This window comes from Bacillota bacterium (assembly GCA_012837285.1).
Lineage (GTDB): Bacteria > Bacillota > DTU030 > DUMP01 > DUMP01 > DUNI01.
The window spans coordinates 1-18,340 of record DURJ01000018.1; the positions used below are offsets into that span (position 1 = coordinate 1).

At 49.6% G+C, this 18,340-nt stretch carries 15 protein-coding genes and 2 other annotated features; of the genes, 1 reads left to right on the forward strand and 14 read right to left on the reverse strand.

The genetic code is table 11. The features are described 5' to 3' along the window. The first annotated feature begins 461 nt into the window (after positions 1-461). Positions 462-2,906 carry a penicillin-binding protein 1A gene (locus GX016_01045; GenBank protein HHT70149.1) on the forward strand — a complete coding sequence of 815 codons (2,445 nt, stop codon included), beginning with the start codon at positions 462-464 and terminating at the stop codon, positions 2,904-2,906. A gap of 74 nt (positions 2,907-2,980) precedes the next feature. On the opposite strand, the gene GX016_01050 is transcribed toward GX016_01045, so the two are convergent. The 14 genes from GX016_01050 to thrS form a co-directional block, all read right to left on the reverse strand. After that, entirely contained in the window at positions 2,981-5,365 is a 2,385-nt protein-coding gene (locus GX016_01050) for an endonuclease MutS2 (GenBank protein ID HHT70150.1), read from the reverse strand. Continuing rightward, positions 5,365-7,095 (reverse strand): DNA polymerase/3'-5' exonuclease PolX, encoded by a 1,731-nt coding sequence (polX, locus tag GX016_01055; protein ID HHT70151.1) that lies wholly within the window; start codon positions 7,093-7,095, stop codon positions 5,365-5,367. Before polX ends, GX016_01050 begins: the two co-directional genes overlap by 1 nt. 47 nt (positions 7,096-7,142) lie before the next feature. Beyond that, the gene (locus tag GX016_01060) at positions 7,143-7,664 is read right to left on the reverse strand and encodes a CvpA family protein (GenBank protein ID HHT70152.1); all 522 of its coding nucleotides are present in this window, start codon (positions 7,662-7,664) and stop codon (positions 7,143-7,145) included. A gap of 18 nt (positions 7,665-7,682) precedes the next feature. Next, entirely contained in the window at positions 7,683-7,958 is a 276-nt protein-coding gene (zapA, locus tag GX016_01065) for a cell division protein ZapA (protein HHT70153.1), read from the reverse strand. A gap of 110 nt (positions 7,959-8,068) precedes the next feature. Beyond that, entirely contained in the window at positions 8,069-10,492 is a 2,424-nt protein-coding gene (locus GX016_01070; GenBank protein ID HHT70154.1) for a phenylalanine--tRNA ligase subunit beta, read from the reverse strand. A gap of 14 nt (positions 10,493-10,506) precedes the next feature. Further along, the gene (gene pheS / locus GX016_01075) at positions 10,507-11,532 is read right to left on the reverse strand and encodes a phenylalanine--tRNA ligase subunit alpha (protein HHT70155.1); all 1,026 of its coding nucleotides are present in this window, start codon (positions 11,530-11,532) and stop codon (positions 10,507-10,509) included. A gap of 41 nt (positions 11,533-11,573) precedes the next feature. Then, positions 11,574-11,789 (reverse strand) — a binding site (T-box leader). Positions 11,790-11,795: 6 nt separating this feature from the next. Further along, positions 11,796-11,885: a YqzL family protein gene (locus tag GX016_01080; protein ID HHT70156.1), complete on the reverse strand. Its 90-nt coding sequence runs from the start codon at positions 11,883-11,885 to the stop codon at positions 11,796-11,798. Positions 11,886-11,928: 43 nt separating this feature from the next. Beyond that, positions 11,929-12,756: an RNA methyltransferase gene (locus GX016_01085; GenBank protein HHT70157.1), complete on the reverse strand. Its 828-nt coding sequence runs from the start codon at positions 12,754-12,756 to the stop codon at positions 11,929-11,931. Between the two features lie 2 nt (positions 12,757-12,758). Then, positions 12,759-13,409: a TrkA family potassium uptake protein gene (locus tag GX016_01090; protein HHT70158.1), complete on the reverse strand. Its 651-nt coding sequence runs from the start codon at positions 13,407-13,409 to the stop codon at positions 12,759-12,761. Between the two features lie 15 nt (positions 13,410-13,424). Next, the gene (locus tag GX016_01095; protein HHT70159.1) at positions 13,425-14,762 is read right to left on the reverse strand and encodes a Trk family potassium uptake protein; all 1,338 of its coding nucleotides are present in this window, start codon (positions 14,760-14,762) and stop codon (positions 13,425-13,427) included. A 125-nt stretch (positions 14,763-14,887) separates the two neighbouring features. After that, on the reverse strand, positions 14,888-15,253 hold the full coding sequence (gene rplT, locus GX016_01100) for a 50S ribosomal protein L20 (GenBank protein ID HHT70160.1): 366 nt from the start codon (positions 15,251-15,253) through the stop codon (positions 14,888-14,890). A gap of 30 nt (positions 15,254-15,283) precedes the next feature. Next, positions 15,284-15,481 (reverse strand): 50S ribosomal protein L35, encoded by a 198-nt coding sequence (rpmI, locus tag GX016_01105; GenBank protein ID HHT70161.1) that lies wholly within the window; start codon positions 15,479-15,481, stop codon positions 15,284-15,286. After that, positions 15,481-16,011 (reverse strand): translation initiation factor IF-3, encoded by a 531-nt coding sequence (locus GX016_01110; GenBank protein HHT70162.1) that lies wholly within the window; start codon positions 16,009-16,011, stop codon positions 15,481-15,483. Before GX016_01110 ends, rpmI begins: the two co-directional genes overlap by 1 nt. Before the next feature lie 31 nt (positions 16,012-16,042). Continuing rightward, positions 16,043-16,163: a sequence feature (ribosomal protein L20 leader region), on the reverse strand. A 30-nt stretch (positions 16,164-16,193) separates the two neighbouring features. Further along, entirely contained in the window at positions 16,194-18,122 is a 1,929-nt protein-coding gene (gene thrS / locus GX016_01115; GenBank protein ID HHT70163.1) for a threonine--tRNA ligase, read from the reverse strand. Positions 18,123-18,340 lie beyond the last annotated feature (218 nt).

Below are 18,340 nucleotides of genomic sequence, written 5' to 3' on the forward strand. Positions count from 1 at the left end.
GAACAGACTCCAGGAAGCTGCTTGTCCTCGTCTTCACCTTTGTATTGTTACCCGCATTATAACACGGTTATGGCCACTTGGCAACAGACCGCAGACCCCAGCATCGCCCTTCTCAACTGCCTGCCGGAAGGTGTCTATTCAGGGGTAATCGGAAAGTCAAGGGAGCGAGTACAAGGGTATCGAACGAGTACCCCTTCACACCATTGCCACAAAAACTCTTCTTAGTTGTCATCCCGAGGGTTTTGCTCAAAGGATCTTAAGATTCCTCAGTCGCTTTGCTCCTTTAAAATGACGGGTAATCTGTTCATTTGCAGTGCTACGGGCATCGCCCCATATTCAATAACGCCATATACTTCTGAATAGACACGCCGGCAGAACCGGGGCAGGATATTGGCCTGGGACGTCGAACAATATAAGGCAACTATACTATATCATGGCCTGTACCATAAGGAGGAACACTCATGGCAAAGGGAGCTCGAGGGAGAATCAGATTTCCCTTTTTCCTGTTCGCCTTTCTTATTCTGCTTTTAGCAGGGGTGTTGGCAGCTTTCTTGGTTGGGTGTGTGCGCACAATGCCCCGTTTTGACCCTGTTATACTGGCCGAAACCAACATGACCTCCACCGTATACGATGCGAACGGAGAAATCTTTACTCGTCTGCACGGAGAAGAAAACCGACTACCGGTGGACCTGGACAAAACCCCAGTAGAGCTAAAACAGGCTTTCATTTCCACTGAGGACGTTCGTTTTTACCAGCATTTTGGCATTGATCCTCGGGCCATTGCTCGGGCTGTCTGGCGGATAGTTTCCGGGCAATCCTTTGAGGGTGGAAGCACCATTACCCAACAATTGGTAAAAAATGCATTTCTTACCCAGGAGCAAACCTTAAAACGAAAAGTACAGGAAGCAATTTTGGCTATGCAAGTGGAACGACGTTATACCAAAGATCAGATTCTGGAGATGTATTTCAACGAGATTTATTTTGGCCATGGAGCATACGGTGTTCAAGCTGCCAGCCGTACCTACTTTGGCAAAGATGTGTCTGAATTGAATTTGGCCGAAGCAGCCTTCTTAGCCGGGATAACCAAGAACCCTTCCCGCTACTCTCCGTTCGAACAATTTGAGAACGGAAAAGCTCGGCAAGAAATAGTCCTGGACAACATGGTGCGAGCTGAAGTCATTACTCCCGAGGTAGCTAAAGCTGCCAAGGAGCAGCCCATAGAAATTAGATCGGTTCAGGGAGGAGTCAAGCGGCCGGCTCCCTATTTCATCGACTATGTGATCTCTGCTCTGGTTGACAAGCTTACGCCCAGATACGGATCGGAAAGAGGAGTCTACGATGCTATCTACCGCGGTGGGCTGCAGATATATACTACTTTAGATCCGGCTATGCAGGAGGCAGCAGAAAACACACTGCTGGAAAGTCTACCAGAAGGAGAAACGGACAAGAACGGCATTACCCAACCGCAAGGAGCTTTAGTGGCTTTGGATCCAAGCACCGGAGCAGTTAAAGCCTTAGTGGGCGGACGGGACTGGGGAGAGACAAAGTTCAACCGGGCAGTGCAAGCTCTGCGGCAACCAGGTTCGGCGTTTAAGCCATTCGTATATACAACTGCACTGGTACAGGGTTGGTCCCCTGGCTCAGTCCTAGACGATGCTCCTACGATTTATGACGGAAAACAATGGCCCAATAATTATAACAACGTGTTTCGTGGCTTAACTACCCTCAGGGTTGGTATTGAGGGCTCCATTAATGTCATGGCGGTTAAGCTGGGTGAAAAGGTAGGTGCCGACAATACAGTTGCTACCGCCGAAAGAATGGGGATTTCGACGCTGGTGAAATCCGGGAAGTACAATGACCGGCAATTGGCCTTGGCTTTGGGTGGTATGACTGACGGCGTCTCACCGCTCGAGATGGCGGCCGCCTATGGGGTTTTAGCTAATGGCGGTTCCCGGATTGAACCTTTTCCTGTGACTTTAGTCAAAGATAGTAAGGGCGACATTATTTGGGAGCATCAGGTTGTCCCGGAAAGGGTTCTTTCACCCCAGGTTAGCTTTATCATCACCGACATGTTACGAGGGGTAATTACCCGAGGAACAGGTAGCTCAGCAGGCGTAGTCGGGCGACCAGCAGCTGGTAAGACTGGGACCACTACTGGTAACAACGACGTTTGGTTCGTTGGCTATACCCCAGAACTGGCTACAGCCGTGTGGATCGGCTCGGATGCCAAAGAGGAAGGCTCACGCACCTTCCTTAGTCGCCACAACATTGGCAGCGGCTTTCCGGCTCGAATTTGGGGGCAATTTATGCGACTGGCCTTAGCTAATTACCCGACACAGAACTTCACCCCGCCGGGCGGCTTAGTAAAGGTTGCAGTCTGCAATAAGTCAGGGTTGCTTCCCAGCAACATTTGTCCTACAGAGAGTATTGTCACGGACTATTTTGTTCAAGGAACGCAACCTACCGCCACTTGTGATGTTCACGTTACGGCTACCGTTTGCGCCGAGACCGGTAAGCTGGCTGCTGAATACTGCCCGGAACCGGTAACCAAAGTGTTTATTCAGAGAAAAGAACCTTACGCTACTCGTGCCGACGGCAAAAAACCTTTGGATGCAGTTGATGAAGTACCGACTGAGATTTGCAGCGAGCACGAAACGCCTCCGGTCGCATCAATAGAAATGTATGTTTGTCCGGACAGCCAGGCTTTAGCTACTCAATATTGTCCGGCACCAGAGTTGAGGTTATTTATACCGGGGAATGAACCAAAAGATATTTGCCCCATCCATAGATTGCCACCGTCTGAGCCCGAACCAGGCGACTTTGACGACAATGGCACTAGGCCTGACAACGATAATGGCCAGCACGGACAGGGTAACAACCAGAATCGAGGACGCCGTTTTCCGTAGAAAGACACCTAGTTGTTAACATAACCTTGGACCAAGGTTGTAATACTCTTGATTTAAGGAGCCTGTCCGGCTCCTTATCTTTTAAGTAATGCTATTGTAACTCCGGTACCACCTTCTCGATAACCGGCCAGTGAATAAGACCTAATGTCCGGATGGTTCTTAAGATAGTCCTGTACTGCTTGCCGCAGTACGCCGGTTCCTTTGCCGTGAATCAATCGCACCCGCTCTAATCCTGCCAACCGAGCATCATCCAGGTACTTTCCTAACGCATATTGGGCATCATCAACAGTGAGACCTCGTAGATCCAACTCCGGGGAGATTGTTTGCGCTTTGTCGCTGGCTATTGGCCCTACAAAAGGCTCGCGCTCACCGCCTTCAGGAACGGATACAACTTGTATTTGCCGTGCTGGTAAGATCATTTTGAGTATTCCTGCCTGCACTCTCACATTTCCTTCCGGATCAGGTGGATCAATAACGCTACCCTTTACCTTGAGGTGAGGGATATATATGGTCTGTCCCGCTGTTAACGGTCGGTCTACACTTATCTCCTCCTCAGCCTGGGTAACCTCTTCTTCCAGTCGTAAATTGTCATGAATAAGTTCCTGCATCTTCCCTAAATCGGCCCGCGCAGTTTCAGCTAATAGGGTACGCTCCCTTTCCATCAGCCTTGAGGTCTGTCTTCTTAGTTCCTTAATAATCCGTTCGCTTTCCCGCCGAGCGTAATTTACCGTCCGGGTGGCATCTTCTCTGGCCCGTCGGATCAGAGCGTCTTCCCTAGCAATCAATGCTTGGCGCCGTGCTTCCGATTCCTGGTGAATCTTTTCTGCTTGTACCTTGGCAGTGTCCGCAGCAGCGGTAAGCTGCTCAAAATGTTGACGCTTTTCTTCTAAAGAACGTATGAGGTCATCAGCACGCGCATCGGCATAACACAGGAATGATCGAGCCTGCTCTACGATTGTTTTCGGAAGACCTAACCGAGCGGCAATTTCTAAAGCGTTACTACGGCCGGGGAGGCCGATGACCAGGCGATACGTGGGCTGCAGAGTAATAGGGTCAAATTCTACCGATGCATTCTCTACCCCTGGCTGGCTGTAGGCAAATACTTTCAGTTCGCTATAATGGGTGGTGGCAACAGTTGTAGCGCCGACTTCGCCCAAGTATTCAAGAACGGCCATACCCAATGCCGCCCCTTCGCTGGGATCAGTGCCGGCACCAAGTTCATCAAGCAACACTAAGGAGTTGCAGGTACAAGACTGCAAGATAGATATGATGTTGGTCATATGGGCGGAAAATGTGCTCAGGCTTTGTTCAATGCTTTGCTCGTCACCGATATCGCAGAAAATTTGTTTGAAAATAGGCAGCTCGCTGTCCGCTTGGGCTGGGATATGTAAGCCTGCCTGATGCATCAGAACTAACAAACCTATGGTTTTGAGGAGAACTGTTTTTCCGCCCGTGTTAGGACCTGTTACTACCAATGTCCGGAAACTGCGCCCTAACCAGATAGTCACAGGAACAGCAGCTTGATCTAACAGCGGATTTCTGGCCTGGCGTAGTTCCAAGTACCCGTCATCACTGAGCCTGGGAGGAGATGCTTGTAAAGCCAGGGCTAGTTTTCCTTTGGCCAAGACAAAATCCAGCTTTCCCAGCTGGACCAGCAGGCTTTCAATTTGGTCTTCTTTCTCTGCTACTTGAAGCGAGAGATTGGTTAAGATTCGTTCTACTTCCCGTTCCTCTTGGGATCGGACTTCGCGCAACCGGTTTCCTAGTTCAAAGGTAATGAAAGGCTCAATAAATAAGGTGGCCCCGCTGGCAGATTGGTCGTGAACAACACCGGGAACCTGTTGACGAAATTCGTGCTTTACCGGCAGAACATAGCGGTCGTCACGCATTGTAACCAGCGGCTCTTGCAGGTATTTTTGGGTAGTGGGGGAGCGAACCATACCATCTAAATGTTCACGTATTTGGTTTTCCAGCCGTACAATCTCCCGTCGCAGACGGAACAAAACGGGACTAGCCTTATCGGCCAATTCGTCAGGGCCAAGAATGCACCGCTCTAATTCGGACTGCAATTCCGGAAAAAGCGGCATGGACGCCCCCATCTCAATGAAAAATGAAGTCTTCCCTTCCAGCAGAAGAAAGGTTCTAACTTTCCGCCCGGCCTCTAGGGAGCAGCGAACATTGTAGAGTGCAGGTGTACCTAACATGCCTCCGCGTTGGGCCAGAACAATAAAAGGCCTAATGTCGCTGATACCGCCTAAAGGAGCATGAGCGCCCCGGCATAAAAGGCCCACTGCTTCGCTGGTTGCAGTCTGGCCGGACTTCACTTCATTGATGTCTTTGGACGGCTCCAAGCTACGGCAGAGCTCTTTCCCTAGTGGAGTATCGGCATGAGAAGTCAGTTTCTCAATGATCTTCTCCCATTCTAACCTGTTTTTCGTTTTCTCTGAAGCTATCGGCATCAAACTACCCCCCGGATAGATTGGAGAAAGTCTTTCAGGTGCGCAGTGGGCCAGGTGTTGATTACGTCACATGCTTCCAAGCCCGCCCGTCGAGCCACACTTACACCGTACTCCATGTCAGCCAAGCGCTGGGCATCGTGAGCATCAGTGCTGATGGCCAGTTTTAGTCCCAAATGCTTAGCTTTGGCAGCCCATTCAGCGCTAAGGTCCAGACGTTCGGGAGATGCATTTATTTCTAAAACTTTGCCCAGTAGGCGCGCTTCTTCTAGCACCGTATCGAGATTTACCTGGTAAGTGGGTCGTCTTCCAATTAGGCGCCCGCTGGGGTGGGCCAAAATGTGCACAAAAGGGTTACGCAAAGCGGTTACAATCCTACTGGTCATAGTTTTCTCGTCTTGCCTGAATCCAGAGTGAACAGAGGCAATGACTAAATCCAGTTTCGCTAGCACTTGGTTCGGAAGATCCAGCTGACCGTCGGCCAAGATATCTGCTTCAATTCCAGCTAGGATCGTCAAATTGGGAAACTCGGCTCGTGCAGCAGCGATTTCATCTGCCTGGGCTGCGAGCCGCTGGGCATCTAAACCACGGGCAATTTTTAGGCGTTGGGAGTGGTCGGTTATAGCAATGTACTCGTATCCACGTTCGACGGCTGCTCGAGCTAGAGAGAAGATGCTTTCTCTACCGTCGCTCCAATTAGTATGTAAGTGCAGATCCCCCTTCATGTGTTCAGGCGAAATAACTTGGGGCAAAGTACCGTGCCTTGCCGCTAACACTTCGCCTTTGCCGGTTCTAAGTTCCGGTATGACAAAGTCCAATCCCAAATGGTAGTAAAGATCCTGTTCAGATTCTAGTGGCAAAGGGCCATCTTGACCCCTAAGTGACGCAGGTGTAAGCTCCAGATTGCATTGCTTGGCCCTAGCCACCAGAGCGTGCCAGTGGCCTGCTGAACCAGTGTAATAACAAAGTTGGGTGGTAAACTCAGACGGCGTTACAACAATGAGCCGGGCCTTAAGTCCGATGCCTAAAATTACTGTCATATACGTTGAGCCCAACGTTAGGACTTGGCGGACATAAGGTGCCGAACTAAAAGTGGCCAGGATATCCCCAGTTTTGTCCGGTTGGGCGCTCAGTAGCAAGGTGGCTTCACAGACAAATTCTTCCCTTCTTCTTACCTCTCCTACCACCTCTACGTTTGTAACTTCAGGCAACTGAGCTAGGGCTTCAGCCAGATCAGCGGCTACCATGGCTGCATCACTAAGAGGCAGCCTTTCAGGCACAACGTCCATCGTAGCTAAGGCATGCTTGATCGCCAGTTCTGATTTAGTCCCCAGACCAGGAAGCACGCGCAGTTGTTGAGCTGAAGCAGCTGCCTTAAGTTCTTCCAGAGTGGTAATACCCAAGTGGCGGTATATGGTATGTACTGTGCGCGGACCCACGCCGGGAATAGAAAGAAACTGTCTTAACTGGGCCGGAACCTCCTGGCGAAGCTCTTTTAGATAGGTTAAATGGCCGGTATCCAGTAGCTCATGTATTTTAGCCGCCAAAGCTGGGCCAATTCCCGGCAGCTCTGTTAACCTCTTTTCGTTCCAGTAGACTCCAATGTCTTCATCTAACGTGGCCAGCAACTGGGCTGCCTGTCGGTAGGAACGTATCTTAAACGGGTTATCTCCCTTAATTTCCAGCAGATCAGCGATTTCAAGAAAGATCCAAGAAATCTCAAGATTATTCACAGCCGTCCCCCTTACATGGATGGTTCGGATTGAGCCCAATACGAGCTTCAAGTTCTTATTCTCGGGCCAGCCATAGGTAGCGGTAGTAGGGGGCCCAATTCTTTCCAGAAGAAGCGGTTAAAAACAGGAGCTACTGACCAAAAATACTGCCCTATTTCTGAGGATTGTATCAGGTCAACAAAATACGGCCAGGGCAAATACGCTAACAGACTCACCAGTACAATGGTCAAAAGGGTGCCTACAGCGAGCCCCATGGCTGCTCCGGTAAAGCGATCTATGTTAGATAGACCGGGAATAACAACGAGGCGCTTAAGAATAGTAGCAACAGTCCTGGCAGCTAATAGCCCTACTAGAAACAAGCCCAAGAAACATAGTATCAGTAAGAGCCAGGCCGGCCCCACCAGATATGAACTGACAAAGCCGGCCGCCTGTCTCGAATAGCTGGTTCCTAGCCAAAGTCCCAACACCAGTCCACCCACTTCTCCAAGCAGGCCCAGCAATCCTTTGCGCCAACCAGTAACCATGTGTAGGATCAAGACTAGGATAATGGCAAGATCCAGTAGGTTCACATATTTTCACTCCCGGATTCAACTTGATTCAGTATTAGAATCGGAATCCTGAAGCAACTGCAAGAGCTCATCGTAATCTTCCCTTACCCGGTGGAGCTCGGCGGCAATATTAACTGCCGCCAAAATAGCCACCTGCATTGTACTAAGACAAGGACTTCGTTGGTGGATTTCGGACATGATCTCGTCTACATAGGTTCCAAGCTTACGGATATGGTCACCGCTGGCTTTGCCCTTAACCACGTATTCTTCTCCTAGGATATGGACAGTGACCCGGTTGTGTGTATTCGCAGACATGATTGTCACCCTCATTTTCGGTTCAACTAAAGTGGTGTCGTGGTTGTATTCAGCAACAGCCCAGAAAAATCCTCCTGCAGGTACGTTTCTTTTCGCCATCTTCCAGCTAGCTAGTGTCTTAAGATTGCACCGGTTTTTTCGGCAGCTTGCATGATAATGTTCTCCAGGTGAGGGTTCACGTCTTCCTCGGTGAGAGTTTGATCAGCTGACCGGAACAACAAAGAATAGGCTAGGTTCTTGTAGCCTGCGGGAACAGGTGCTCCAAGGTAGACATCGAACAATCTCAGGTGGGCTAGATAAGGCCCAGCGGATTCCATGATTACTTGGGTTACTTGTGCGGCCTCAGTATCTTCAGGAACTATCAAGGCTAGATCCCGTTCTACCCCGGGGTAGCGCGGCAAAGCCCGGTATCTTGTTGTAAGTCTTATGTGTGATAACAGGGCCGTCAGATCTAATTCCAACGCATAAACACGGCCAGACAAGCCAAAAGAATCGGCAGCGTCCGGATGGAGCTCACCTAAAACGCCCAGACAGCTTCCATCTACCTCAAAACAGGTCTGTCGTCCAGGATGGTAGAAGTCCAAACTAGTCGACACGAATTTCCCTGCCACGCCTAATTTCTCAGCTATTTTCTCCAGAATTCCTTTTAGGCGGTAGAAGCTGTTTGCCGCCGGTATACCTTGCCACGATCTTTCTCCCACTGCTCCGGCCAGGACGATACCCAAATGCCTGGGCATGGAAGGTAATTCGGTTGGTGGCAGTTGGTGAGACAGATAGACGCGGCTTACTTCAAAGATGTTGACAGCCTGAGCTTTACGCCGTTGGTTTAGAGCGGCAACCTCTAACAGGCTTGGTATCAGCATTGTGCGTAGTACGGATTGCTCTGAACTCAGGGGGAACAACAACGGCATCAAGCGCTGCCTTTTGTTTGTAGGTGGCAGCTTGAGCTTGGCAATGCTATCAGGGTCAACCAGACTATAGGTCTGCACTTCGTCCAAACCACATCCCCGCAGGATGTCTTTGATCATCAATTCGATTCTTAGCTCCAACGGCCGCTGCCCTATTTGAAGTCGGCCCTCGAGCGGTAAAGCTGGAATACGATCAAAGCCGTATAACCGAGCCACCTCCTCTACCAGATCAGCTTCTTGTTCCAGATCTGGGCGGAAGGTGGGAACCCGCACTTGAAGCGCCGGATAGTCTTCCCGAACCACCTGAAGCTGTAGTCTTTCCAATGCTGCCTTGATAAACACGTCGTCCACCGTTGTTCCAATCAAGCGACGAATACGATCAGTATTAACACTGATGATTCTAGGTGTTACCGGTTGTGGATAAATATCGACAATGAAATCCAGCTCTCCAGCACCTAATTGCTCCAGCAGCAGGGCAGATCTTTGCAAGGCAAAGATAGCCCCATTAGGATCTACCCCGCGTTCAAAACGCAGCGATGCCTCTGTTCGCATTCCTAGGTGGTGTGCAGTCCGGCGAATATTGGTGTTGGCAAAGCAAGCTGATTCAAGCAAGACTGTGTTCGTAGCTGTAGTTACCTCGGACGCCATTCCTCCCATAATACCGGCCAGCCCCTGGGGCCGGTCGCCATCAGCGATGACTAACATATTTTCGCTAAGCTCTTGTTCAGATCCATCTAAGGTAGTCAAAATTTCACCCGGCCGGCTGCGTCGGACAACAATTTGCTTCCGAGATAACTTACCATAATCGAAAGCGTGTAGGGGCTGTCCGATTTCTAACATCACATAGTTAGTGATGTCAACAACTGTGTTGACAGGGCGCATACCGGCAGCTGTCAACCGTTGTTTTAGCCAGACAGGAGAAGAGCCAATTGACACCTTTCGAATTAGAGCTCCGGCGTAACGCAAACACAGATCCTGGTCCGCAATGCTGATGCTAAGCGGGCCGTCAGCATCTGTCTTGTCATTGGGAACAACTGAAGCTGGCAGGAGGACTTTTGCTCCAGTAGCAGTTGCAACTTCACGGGCTATTCCAATCAGACTAAGGCAGTCAGGGCGATCAGGGGTGACTTCTAAAGTCAGCACCAGGTCACCTAGACTCAGCACTTCAGCCACGTTCTCTCCCAGCTTAGCCGACTCTGGCAAGATGAGTATTCCGGCTGTCTCCTTACCGCTTGGTTCTTCCCAGCCAATTTCCTCAGCAGAGCAGAGCATTCCTTCTGACATCAATCCTCGAAACCTGGCAGCAGCTACAGTCTGCCCGTCTGCTAATGAAGCTCCGGGCAGTGCCAACGGGACTTTAAGGCCGGGTCTGAGATTCTTGGCTCCGGTGACCACTTGTATATGGTCCTGAGAACTGATATTGACTTTCGCTACTAAGAGATGTTCTGCTTCGGGATGAAGTTTGATTTCTTCGATCTGAGCCACCACTACTTTCTCTATACCGGCACCAGCTCGTTCTATGCTGTCCACCTCTAAACCGGCTAGCGTCAAAATATCAGCCAGCTCTGTCGGGGGCGGTAATTCTGCCGAAACATAGTCTTGTAGCCAACTATACGGTACTCGCATTTAGCCTTTCCCTCCTAAAACTGGTGTAGAAAGCGCAGGTCATTCTCATAAAAGAGCCGAATATCATCAATACCGTATTTGAGCATGGCGATTCTATCCGGCCCCATGCCGGCCGCAAAGCCTGAGACTTCTTGCGGATTATAACCGGCGGTGGCCAATACTTTGGGGTGTACCATACCACAGCCCAATATTTCCAGCCAACCGGTTCCCTTGCACAAACTACATCCATCACCTTCACATACAAGGCAGGAAATATCTACTTCAGCACTAGGTTCAGTAAAGGGAAAGAAACTGGGGCGCAAACGAATCCGTCTTTCCGAGCCAAACATTTCACTGACAAATGCTAACAAGGTATGTTTAAGGTTAGCGAAACTGATGTTTCTATCTACTACTAACACCTCTGTCTGATAAAACATTGGTGAGTGGGTAGCATCAGCTGGATCCCGGCGGTAACAACGGCCGGGACATATCACACGTATTGGGAGTTCGGGAGCCAATTGTTCCATAATACGAGCTTGAAACGGCGATGTGTGAGTGCGCAACAGAATATCCTCGGTTAAATAAAAACTGTCTTGCATGTCGCGGGCCGGATGGTGTTTGGGGATATTCAACGCCTCGAAATTGTAGTAGTCGTACTCCACTTCCGGACCCTCGAACACATCGAACCCCATCCGGAGAAAAATATCCACAATCTGTTCTAACACTGCTGATAATGGGTGCTTATGCCCCAGGGTCATGGCCGTGCCTGGTAATGTAATGTCCAACCGTTCTTTTTCTAATTGCTTAAGACGCACTAACCGCCCAATTTCACTAACCTGGCTTGACAACTCCTTGTCAATTCGGTCCCGGATCTCGTTGGCCAGTTGTCCAACGTGAGCTCGTTTTTCCGGGGCGATGTCTTTCATAGTTCGAAGAATTTGAGTCAATTCGCCTTTTCGTCCCAGGAATCTGATTCTCACTTTGTCCAGTTCTTCTTTTGAAGTTGCAGCTGATACAGCTTTCAAAGCAGTCTCCAGTAAAAACCGTAGTCTTTCTTCCATTGCTGGCTACCCCCTTTTATGGTAATAAAAAAAGCCTTCCCCCAAGGGACGAAGACTTTTCGTGGTACCACCCTACTTTAGTGCCAATGTAGCACCCTTGTGGTCAGTAACGAGACCAACCGGCACAGCCTACTTATCGTTCAGCCTGCGGCTTAGAAGCGAACTTCAATCGAATCCTGCCCGGTGCAGCTCTCAGTCATGGCCGCTCCCCTCCCTGTAGGGTAGACCCGATCTACTCTCTTCCTCGTTGCCATAACCTATTCTTATTGTAGCATCAATTTCCGATACACCAGATAGGCGATGACAGACCCGGTGTTCTCGAACAGGCGCCAAAAAAAGTCCGCGGCTATCATGCACTATCCACTCCTCTTTTGTGCTGGGAGCTTCTGCCCTTGATTATAGCATAATGCTTTTCTCTTTACAACTTGTTCGTTGGCGTACAGTTTCAAACAATAAAACTGCCCCTGCGATAGCTACATTGAGGGATTCCACCTGGGGTGCCAGGGGTATAGATACCTTGGACCCTTTTAGAGCCAGCACATCGCCACTTATGCCGGAGCCCTCATTTCCCAGCACCAACAGCGTTGGCCGTTTAAAGTCTACATTCCACCAAGGAACTCCTTCGTCAGGTACAGCAAAGACCAGTTGCCAACCGCTATTGATGCAAAGGTTGCACAGTTCCTGCCCTCCGTCTGAGAGAACTTCCACCGGCAACCGAAACAATGAACCCATGCTGGCCCGGATCACTTTGTCGGAAAATGGATAAACGGAACCAGCGGAGAAAAAGGTGCCTCCGGCACCGGCTGCTTCAGCTGTACGAATAATAGTCCCAGCATTACCAGGGTCTTGAATCTGATCACCCAAGACAAGCAGATCAGTGCTGCCGACAACAGCTGTGAGCTCAGGAGTAGGTGGGCAACGTACCACCGCCGTTAACCCTGGGGGAGATTCTGTTTCGGAAACACTGTCCACCACAGCTTGGGTAGCGGCTATGACAGAGACTCCGCTGTCTTGAAGTCTGTTTAACAGAGCCTGCATGCGGCCATCAATTGTCGTCTCAATACAGTAAAGAACAGTATCAACGATGCACTCCGATGCCAGAGCTTCTTCCAATAATCGTACCCCTTCAACAAGAAACCGTCGTCGTGACCGCCGCACTTTATTATTATGCAAGGCCCGCATACTACGAACCAATGGATTTCGACGTGACTGAATGAACCTCATGACTACACTCGCTCCAACTGTTCGATATCCTTGTTTCTCCCTACAACGATCACAATATCGTCAGCTTCGATTGTGTCTTTGGCTGAAGGCGCCACCAGCAGTTCATCGCCGCGCTTAATGGCCAGGACGTAAATGCCAAGGCGGGCTTTAAGGTTAAGCTTCTGTAGAGTCTGTCCATGCCACTCCTTCTTGCTGGACACTTCCACAATGCTGTATTCGGGTGAAAGCTGAATATTATCGATAATGTTCGATGACACCATGTTTAAGGCAAGGCGTGTTCCCATGTCCCGTTCTGGAAAAACAACTTTGTCGGCACCGACTTTCTGCAATACTTTACCATGAAGTTCATTCTGGGCTTTGGCAACCACATGTTTTACCTCTAATTCTTTCAACAATACCGTCACCAAAATACTGGCTTGCAAATCATGCCCTATAGCTACCACAACTACGTCAAAATTGCGAATACCAACCGCCCGAAGCGCTGCTTCGTCGGTGGCATCAGCTTGCATAACATGGGTAACGTGTTGAGCGATGTCTTGAACGGTTTCTTTGTCGTTGTCTAGGGCCAGCACGTCATAGCCCAGATCAAATAAGGTACGGGCTACACTGGAACCAAAACGCCCGAGACCAATGATAGCATATTGCTTTCTAATAAGACATCATCCTTCCTAGCCCACCACAAGTTGCTCTTCAGGATACTCAACGTGATTCATTTCTTGACGCTGGGCAATAGCTACAGCTAAGGTGAGCGGTCCTATCCTGCCGGCGAACATCAGAGCAGCAATCACCAATCGCCCCAGGATTGAAAGCTTAGGTGTAAGACCCACTGACAACCCGACCGTAGCAAAGGCTGACACAGTCTCAAATAAGGCTGTCAGCAAATCAGTTCCTTCGCTCAACAGCAAGATCAGAGTAACAATAACCACCACAAACAAGGAAAGAAGAGCAACGGCCGCACTTTTAGGTACCAGTCTTGGGGGAACGGAACGTTGCCTAATTTCTATTCGCCCTTTGCCGTGAGTTGTGCTCAGCACACTCATGACTAAGATGATAAAAGTGGTGGTTTTTATCCCACCTCCGGTACCGCCTGGAGATGCACCGATGAACATCAACAGAAGAAGAAAGAACAGAGTAGCCGGCCTAAGATCGCTCATCTCCAAGGTGTTAAAACCGGCGGTGCGAGGGGTTACTGCTTGAAAGTATGAAGCCAGGAACTTTTCGGACCAGGATGCCGTTGCCAAAGTCGCTGGGTTACTACTCTCTACTGCTAAAATAAACATTGTACCGATTAGAATCAACAGTGCAGTAGTCGTTATAACCACAAGTGCATGTAACGACAACCTGTGCTTAAGGCGCCAATTCCACAGCTCGATGATAACAGCAAAGCCTAAGCCGCCTAGGATTATCAGAAACGTAATCACCAGATTTACACCAAAATCTTGGCGATAAGCAGTTAAGCTAGAGAAGTTGTCTTTTAAATCAAAACCCGCGTTACAAAAGGCAGAAATGGCGTGAAATATCCCTTGAAAGATGGCTTCACCAGGAGGGTAGTCTCCCCACCAGCGCCAAAAGAGAAATATTGCTCCTACGGCTTCTATAGCCAAGGTTACCGTTACCACTGCTTTAGTAAGGCGAACTACACCTTCTAACGATACCCGGTTTAGAGCCTCCTGGATAATTAATCTTTGATGCAGCATAATCCGCCGACCAAACAAAACAGCAGCCAAGGTGGATAGAGTCATAAAGCCTAGGCCGCCAATTTGAATTAAACTAATTAAGACTGTATGACCGAAACGGCTCCAATAAGTGCCGGTATCTACCACAACCAAACCTGTAACGCAAACGGCAGAAGTGGAGGTGAAAAGAGCGTCGATAAATGGTGTCGATGTTCCAGCCGAACAAGCAACAGGTAATGTCAGCAGTAGAGTGCCGGCTAGAATAACGGCGGCAAAACCAACCGCCAAAACTTGCGGTGGGGTCAGCCGCCAATGAGGACCGAGCTCCAGTCGAAAGGTGCGCACGGCGCTAGCTCCTCTCAATATTGCGAATAGCCACGCGCTGAAAAACAAACCAATTGCCGATCTGTATTATAGTCTGTCCTAATTCGAAAGCAAACCATACTAACGAGTTCTTATCGGTTGTTGGCTAGGTTTTGTTTAGCCAATGTGACCAAGTCGGAAAAAGCCTTATCATCGTGTATGGCAATTTCAGCTAGCATCTTGCGATTGACCCCTACCCCAGCTAGTTTGAGACCGTTTATTAGCCGACTGTAGGTAATACCATTTGATCTGGCAGCTGCATTAATTCTGGCAATCCAGAGCTGCCGGAAGTTACGTTTCTTTGCCCTGCGATCACGCCGCGCATAAAACCTCGATTTAAGAACTGCTTGATTGGCCGCCTTAAAGGTGCGGCTCCTGGCGCCGCGATATCCGCGGGCTAGTTTCAGAACTTTTTTATGACGGCGTCTGCTGGTGACACCGCGCTTTACTCTTGGCATAATTGGTGCCTCCTTGTGTCTGCAATCGGCTTATGCGTAAGGTAGCATCTTACGTACGCGTTCATAGTCAGTATTGTGTACTACCGCCGATTTACGTAGTTGGCGTTTTCTCTTGGCTGTCTTATGACCCAATAAATGACCCCTAAACGCCTTTGAGCGCTTGATTTTCTTGGTACCAGTAAACTTGAAGCGCTTAGCAGCACTTCGCCGTGTTTTCATCTTTGGCATCACTGCTTGCCTCCCTTTTCCTCAGACCGCGGGGTCAGAATCATTACCATTTGCATCCCCTCTAAACGTGGCACTCGCTCTACCACGCCCAGGTCCTTTATCTCCTCAGCCATGCGGGCCAACAGTTCTTTCCCGGTATCGGCATGCACAAGCTGGCGACCTCTAAACCGTACGGTAACCTTGACTTTGTCGCCGTTGGTCAGAAAGCGCTTCATATTCCTTAGTTTGACTTGATAGTCATGTTCATCGATGGTGGGTCTTAGACGAATCTCTTTAATTGTAATGATCTTTTGCTTTTTGCGCGCTTCCTTTTCCCGCTTGCTTTGTTCATACTTATACCGACCGAAATTCATTATCCGGCATACAGGTGGCCGGGCATCGGGAGCCACATTAACAAGATCAAGCCCTTTTTCTCCGGCTAACCTTAGTGCTTCCCGCGTCGGTATAATACCAAGTTGCTGGCCTTTATCGTCAACCAAGCGGATTTCACGGACGCGGATTTGCTCGTTGACCTGAAGGTCTCTACTGATAGCGCGTCACCTCCAACATAGTCCCCAAAGTACAAAAACAAAGGGGCGAGTTGCCACCCGCCCCCGATAACACAAATCAAGCAGTGTCTGCTTAACCCTGGTAGCAACGATTGCGCCCCAAGGTGAGAAGCGGATGGCTTCTACTTCTTCGCCCACAACTATAGCATATTGCTACCTTGGCGTCAACACCAATTTCCGCCTTCAACTATGCGCTCGGATATTTCGGTCAAAATGCCGTGAACAAAGACTTCGAAAGACATGGCGCCGCGATCACCGCGGTCACGGTGTCGAACTGCTACTTTGCCAGTTTCTGTTTCTCTGGCTCCGACCACTAGCATGTAGGGAATCTTTTGTAGCTGAGCATCGCGAATTTTGTACCCGATCTTTTCATTGCGTTCGTCCACTTCGGCCCTCACCCCAGCTTCTTGCAGCTGGAGCATTATTTTCCTGGCATAAGCAGTTTGCCGATCAGTAATGGGCAAAACACGAGCCTGGATTGGAGCCAGCCAGGTAGGAAAAGCACCGGCATAATGTTCGATTAAAATACCGATGAAGCGCTCGATGCTCCCCAAACATGTGCGGTGAATCATTACCGGGGGATGTTTCTCCCCGTCTTCCCCGATATAATCGAGGTCAAAACGTTCGGGCATGAGGAAGTCCAGCTGAATGGTACCACACTGCCAAGTCCGTCCTAAACAGTCTTTAAGATGAAAATCTATCTTAGGACCGTAAAAAGCACCGTCGCCTTCATTAACCTTATAGTCCATACCCTTCTCTGCTAAGGCTCTTTCCAGGGCAATGGTGGCTTCTTCCCAGATTTCATCAGAGCCCATGGCGTTGTCTGGTTTAGTGGACAGCTCCACCTGGTAACTGAAACCGAATACCTTATATATGCGGTCTATCAGGTCAATGACTCCTTTGATTTCTTCTGTTATCTGAGAAGGCAGCATGTAAATATGAGCATCATCCTGAGTGAAGCAACGTACACGCATTAAGCCATGGAGCACACCGGCCCGCTCATGACGATGCACTAAGCCCATTTCCGCCATCCTAAGCGGCAGTTCGCGGTAGCTGTGGCTGGAACTCTTGTACACCAAAATGCCGCCTGGGCAGTTCATGGGTTTAATAGCGAAGTCCCGGTGGTCTATTTCGGTAAAGTACATGTTCTCACGATAATGATCCCAGTGCCCTGATCTTTGCCATAATTCTTGACTCAAGATTATGGGAGTACGAATTTCCTCATATCCTGCCTGCCGATGTTCTTCGCGCCAAAAAGACTCTAATTCGTTTCGCAAAATCATTCCTTTGGGGTGGAAAAAGGGGAACCCGGGTCCTTCTTCATGGAGGGTAAACAGTCCTAGTTCGCGGCCCAGCTTGCGATGGTCCCGCCGGGCCGCTTCTTCCAACATTTCGAGATGGACTTCCAGTTGTCTCTTACTGCTGAAAGCGGTTCCATAGATTCGCTGCAGCATCTCCCGATTTTCATCTCCCCGCCAATAAGCTCCAGCAACGTTAAGAAGCTTAAAAGCCTTCACATATCCTGTGCTGGGGACATGGGGCCCGGCGCAAAGGTCCACAAAGTCGCCTTGGCGATACAAGCATATATGGGCTTCCGGCGGCAAATCATCAATCAGTTCTACTTTGTACTGCTCCCTTTGAGCCGAAAAGTAAGCCCGAGCTTGATCACGTGGTATTTCTTGGCGTTCAAAGGGTAAGTCTTGAGCAATTATTTGCTCCATTACTGTACTAATTGTTTCTAAATCTTCAGGGGTAAAAGGCTTGTCTACAGCAAAATCGTAGTAGAATCCGTCTTCGATAGCCGGACCGATAGCTAGCTTAGCTTCCGGGAACAACTCTTTTACAGCCTGAGCCATGACGTGAGCTGCACTATGCCTGAGCGCCCGCCGTCCGGCATCGCTATTCCACCCGAGCAGCTTTATTTGACTATCACTCCCGAGTCTGGTACTAAGATCTCTAACTTCGCCATTGACCTCAGCGACTAACGACTCCTCGACTTCGTCGGGAGACAGCTGCTTGATCGCCTCAACAACAGTGATACCAGGATCAAAGCGGCCCTCTCTTCCAGCACAGCTGATTTTAATCTTAGCCATGGATTAGTCCCTCCTTATTTCCAACAATAAAGACCCGCCCTGCTAAGGGACGGGTCGTAATACCGTGGTTCCACCCTATTTCGCGCTATAGCGCCTCTAAAGCTCTAACGGCTCCCTAGCCGGCCAAGCCTACTTTGTTTCGGCAGGCACTCCGAGGTGGTGAGTTGCCACTTAGTTGCCGGAAGCACTTGCACCCAAGGCGCTTCCTCGCTGAGGCC

What these genes read in the sequence shown, in the direction of transcription:
- GX016_01045 (HHT70149.1), top strand. Translation starts at nt 462, where the DNA reads ATGGCAAAGGGAGCTCGAGGGAGAATCAGATTTCCCTTTTTCCTGTTC.
- GX016_01050 (HHT70150.1), bottom strand. Translation starts at nt 5,365, where the DNA reads ATGCCGATAGCTTCAGAGAAAACGAAAAACAGGTTAGAATGGGAGAAG.
- zapA (HHT70153.1), bottom strand. Translation starts at nt 7,958, where the DNA reads ATGTCTGCGAATACACACAACCGGGTCACTGTCCATATCCTAGGAGAA.
- GX016_01070 (HHT70154.1), bottom strand. Translation starts at nt 10,492, where the DNA reads ATGCGAGTACCGTATAGTTGGCTACAAGACTATGTTTCGGCAGAATTA.
- pheS (HHT70155.1), bottom strand. Translation starts at nt 11,532, where the DNA reads ATGGAAGAAAGACTACGGTTTTTACTGGAGACTGCTTTGAAAGCTGTA.
- GX016_01080 (HHT70156.1), bottom strand. Translation starts at nt 11,885, where the DNA reads ATGATAGCCGCGGACTTTTTTTGGCGCCTGTTCGAGAACACCGGGTCT.
- GX016_01085 (HHT70157.1), bottom strand. Translation starts at nt 12,756, where the DNA reads ATGAGGTTCATTCAGTCACGTCGAAATCCATTGGTTCGTAGTATGCGG.
- rplT (HHT70160.1), bottom strand. Translation starts at nt 15,253, where the DNA reads ATGCCAAGAGTAAAGCGCGGTGTCACCAGCAGACGCCGTCATAAAAAA.
- rpmI (HHT70161.1), bottom strand. Translation starts at nt 15,481, where the DNA reads ATGCCAAAGATGAAAACACGGCGAAGTGCTGCTAAGCGCTTCAAGTTT.
- thrS (HHT70163.1), bottom strand. Translation starts at nt 18,122, where the DNA reads ATGGCTAAGATTAAAATCAGCTGTGCTGGAAGAGAGGGCCGCTTTGAT.